Below are 3,340 nucleotides of genomic sequence, written 5' to 3' on the forward strand. Positions count from 1 at the left end.
ACCCTGGTCCACCTGCGCGAGCACACCACCTGCGCGGAGCTCGCCGCGGGCTTCCGCATCAGCGAAGGCACCGCGCACGCCTACGTACAGAGCGTGATCAAGCTCCTCGCCTCAAGGGCGCCGTCCCTGACCCAGGCGCTTCCCCGAGCACGTCCCGAGTACGTCCTGGTGGACGGCACCATCGCCGAGTGCGACCGCGTCGGCGACCACGAGAAGGACTACTCGGGCAAGGCCCGACGGCACGGAGTGAACATCCAGGCCGTCACCGATCCCGCGGGCGGGTTGATCCGGTACTCGCCGGCGTTGCCGGGTCGTACGGTCGACATCACCGCCGCCCGCACCCACCGCATCGTCACGACCTGTGAACGACTGCGGATCCCCGTGCTTGCCGACAAGACACCCCATGCAGCTATACGCCGGAGCCGGCGGCACGTTCCAGGTGCCGTACTAGTGTCCTGAGTCTTAAGTTTCCGTATAGTTGGGTCATGACGCGTCCGGGACCGAAGCTTGCGCCGCTGGATCTGACCGATGCTGAGCGAGCGGTGTTGGAGGGTTGGGTGCGGCGGCGTAAGTCCGCGCAGGACATGGCGATGCGTGCCCGGGTGATCCTGGCCTGCGATGACGTCGGGGAAGACGGCTTTCCCGTGTCGACGCGTGTGGTGATGGAGCGGGTCGGGGTGTCCCGCGACACCGTCTCGAAGTGGCGTCGGCGGTTCCTTGCGGACCGTCTCGACGGACTGTCGGACGATCCGCGTCCGGGGCGGCCTCGCACGGTGTTGGATGAGCAGGTCGCCGATCTGATCGCCCGGACGCTGGAGTCGAAGCCGGAGAACGCCACGCACTGGTCGACCCGGTCGATGGCGAAGAAGACCGGGCTGTCGCAGTCGGCCGTCTCCCGGGTGTGGCGGGCTTTCGGGCTGCAGCCGCACCGGTCCGAGACGTTCAAGCTGTCCACGGACCCGTTCTTCGTCGACAAGGTCCACGACGTGGTGGGCCTGTATCTCGACCCGCCGGAGCGGGCGCTGGTGTTGTGTGTGGACGAGAAGTCGCAGATCCAGGCGCTGGACCGTTCCCAGCCGGTGCTGCCGATGATGCCCGGAGTACCCGAGAGGGCCAGTCACGACTACGTCCGCGCCGGCACCACCACGCTGTTCGCGGCCTTCGACGCGGCCAGCGGCAAGGTGATCGGGTCTCTCCACCGCCGGCACCGGGCCGAGGAGTTCAGGAAGTTCCTGAACAAGCTCGACAAGGAGATCCCTGCCGGACTTCAGGTCCACCTGATCTGCGACAACTACGCGACCCACAAGACCGCGGCGGTCAAGAAGTGGCTGCTGGCCCATCCCAGGTTCCACATGCACTTCACGCCCACAAGCTCGTCCTGGCTGAACCTGGTCGAGCGGTGGTTCGCGGAACTGACGAACAAGCGGATACGGCGAGGAGTCCACAAGTCGGTCCAGGCGCTGGAGAAGGACATCCGCACCTGGATCGACTCATGGAACGAAGACCCCAAGCCGTTCATCTGGACCAGGACAGCCGACCAGATCCTCGAATCCCTCGCCTCATACTGCCGACGAATTAACGACTCAGGACACTAGTACTGCAGCAGCGCTCCGTTTTCGCTGGTCAAAGGCCTGAGTGTGGGGAGTGTAGTGCTGTGGAACCGGGTGAGGGACGGTCTTTCGCGGACCGTCCCACCAACGGGTGGCCGCGCCGCATGTAATGACAGTGGCGTGCGTTCGCCTGGTGGCGGCGTCGCCACCGTGACCACCTCATGGCATGGCTGCGGTCCGGAGGGTGGTGGCGGGGGCCAACTGCCAGCAGACGGCGGATTTCTGCTGGTGTGAGGGCCACGAGGTCGGGTGTGTCCCCGTCGGCACCCCTTTTTCGCGTTCCTGGCCGGCCATCACTGCCAGGAACGCGTGGGCGAGCATGGCGAGCGTGATGTGCCGGTACCAGCCCACGTAGCGGCGGACTTCGTACTGGTCCAGGCCGCACTCGTTCTTCGCGCTCTGGAAGCACTCCTCGATTTTCCAGCGGCAGCCCGCGACGCCGACAAGGTCGGCGAGGGTGGCTTCCAGGGGTGCGCAGGCGAGGTAGTAGGCGATCTCATCGGGTCTGGTGATGCTGCGGCGGGCCAGCATCCAGCGCTGTCGGGTGGGTTCGTCGCCGTCGAACTCCCCGACGGCCGGCAGGCGGGCGGCGGCCCAGTCGTAGAAGCGTTCGCCTTTTGCTCCGCTTCCGGCGGACAGGCGTTGCCAGGCCTCTGGCGGGGCCTGGCCGACGAGGTGGTCGATGCGCGGGCCGTGGACCTGCTGTGACTTGGGTACCGCCACGACGTAGGACAGGCCGGCTTCCTCGAGGAAACGTCGGAAGTGGGAGTCCTGTCCGTAGGCGGAATCGGCTGTGACCCAGGCGATCGGCAACGGGGAGGCGAGTGCCCGCGTGATCACGTTCCGAGCCAGCTCGCCCTTCGTGGCAAAGACGCGCGCGTCGGGGATCCGGGCGGATCGGCAGCGGTCCCGGTCCTCGGTCCAGGACTTGGGCAGGTAGAGCTCGCGGTCGACCAGGGCGTGCCCACGGGTGGTGGCATAGGCGGCGAGGACGCCGATCTGGCAGTTCTCGGTGCGTCCGGCGGTGCCGGAGTATTGACGCTGGACGCCGGCGGAGGTGGTGCCCTTCTTGACGAATCCGGTGTCGTCGATGATCAGCACACCGCCCTCGGCCCCAAGACGTTCGGCGACATAGGCTTGCAGGTCGTCGCGGATCTCGTCCGGGTCCCAGCGGCAGCGGGACAGCAGTCGCTGAAGGCCGTCCGGTGTGGTGTGACCCGCGTGTTCGGCGAGCTGCCAGCTGTTTTTGCGGCCGACCTGGCCCAGGAGTCCGCGGATGTAGTCACGTGCTCGCCGCCGGGGTTCCACCCGCGTGAACCTGGCTCCGATCCGCAGGACAAGATCAGCAAATTCGTTGTCCCAGGCGTTCCCTGCTGCATGCTCTCTCACATCGGCGCACTGCCCGGAGCACTCTCGCTACATGCGGCGCGGCCACCCGTTGGTGGGACGGTCCGCGAAAGACCGTCCCACACCCGGTTCCACAGCACTACACTCCCCACACTCAGGCCTTTGACCAGCGAAAATGGAGAAGCGCTGCTGGAGTATAGTACTGCAACGGTGCTTTTCCTGATGGTTGGGCAGGTTCGGGTGGTGTGTGGCCGCGTCGTTTGTAGTGGCTGACCCGCGGCTGGAAGACCGAACTCGCCGCCCTGGCCGCCGAGACCGGCCTGGAGATCACGGTCTGCCACATGCCTCCGGGCACCTCGAAGTGGAACAAGATCGAGCACCGG

2 protein-coding genes and 2 pseudogenes are annotated in these 3,340 nt (G+C 66.5%); 3 read left to right on the plus strand and 1 reads right to left on the minus strand.

What is annotated here, in order from left to right; translation table 11 throughout:
* Both ACIP84_RS38665 and ACIP84_RS38670 read left to right on the plus strand, forming a co-directional pair.
* A pseudogene (locus tag ACIP84_RS38665) lies at nt 1-393 on the plus strand (transposase family protein); the annotation flags it as partial.
* A gap of 92 nt (nt 394-485) precedes the next feature.
* Nucleotides 486-1,595, plus strand: a complete 1,110-nt coding sequence (locus ACIP84_RS38670) for an IS630 family transposase (protein WP_401805087.1) — start codon at nt 486-488, stop codon at nt 1,593-1,595.
* Between the two features lie 174 nt (nt 1,596-1,769).
* Here ACIP84_RS38670 and ACIP84_RS38675 read toward each other — a convergent pair whose 3' ends face one another.
* Nucleotides 1,770-2,999 (minus strand): IS701 family transposase, encoded by a 1,230-nt coding sequence (locus ACIP84_RS38675; RefSeq protein WP_401805090.1) that lies wholly within the window; start codon nt 2,997-2,999, stop codon nt 1,770-1,772.
* 233 nt (nt 3,000-3,232) lie between these two features.
* Here ACIP84_RS38675 and ACIP84_RS38680 point away from each other — a divergent pair.
* Nucleotides 3,233-3,340, plus strand: a pseudogene (locus ACIP84_RS38680) (hypothetical protein); the annotation flags it as partial.

Source organism: Streptomyces sp. NPDC088707 (genome assembly GCF_044752725.1).
In the GTDB taxonomy this organism is placed as follows: domain Bacteria; phylum Actinomycetota; class Actinomycetes; order Streptomycetales; family Streptomycetaceae; genus Streptomyces.

Excerpts from the sequence above, each read along its gene's own strand:
- ACIP84_RS38670 (WP_401805087.1), top strand. The coding sequence starts at position 486 with ATGACGCGTCCGGGACCGAAGCTTGCGCCGCTGGATCTGACCGATGCT.